The following is a 520-nucleotide window of genomic DNA, read 5'->3' as shown; positions in this document are numbered from 1 at the left end:
TGCCTGCAGGCCGGTGGGGGTTGTTCGCGCAGTTCCCCGCGCCCCTTAGGGGTGGCTGAGGGATGTGTGTCGGCTGCGGGGCGGTCGTGGTTGATCGCGCAGTTCCCCGCGCCCCTGAAAGACCTGGGGCCGCCCCCGTCTTTTAGCGCGGGAAGCTGTACGGCTGGCCCCCACCGGTGCTTTTAGGGGCGCGGGGAACTGCGCGGCCCGCCCCCACCGGGCCGCAGCCGACAACGCATCCGAGGGCTACTCCGCCGTCGCCCGGCCCGTCAGGGCCGTGAGGCTGTTGCGGACGTGGGTCATGTGGGCGCTCACGTCGTCCCACTCGTCCCCGTGTTCACGGAGGACGCGTTCCGTCTCACGCGAGACGCGGTCCTCGTGGAGGCGGGCCTCGGCGAGGAGTTCGGCGGCGCGGGCCTCGGCGTCCTCCTGGAGGTGCCGGGTGGACTCGTGGGCCTCGGCGAGGGCCCGTTCGGCCTCGGCCAGCTCCTCCACCGCGCGCGCGGCCCGCTCCTCGTGG

The 520-nt window shown here is 73.8% G+C and carries 1 pseudogene; it reads right to left on the bottom strand.

Annotated features, from left to right (window positions below):
• Positions 1-246 precede the first annotated feature (246 nt).
• Positions 247-520: pseudogene (locus O3Q52_RS54020) on the bottom strand (cellulose-binding protein); the annotation flags it as partial.

Source organism: Streptomyces sp. ActVer (genome assembly GCF_027270795.1).
In the GTDB taxonomy this organism is placed as follows: domain Bacteria; phylum Actinomycetota; class Actinomycetes; order Streptomycetales; family Streptomycetaceae; genus Streptomyces; species Streptomyces umbrinus_A.
This window is presented reverse-complemented; position numbering and strand designations above follow the sequence as displayed.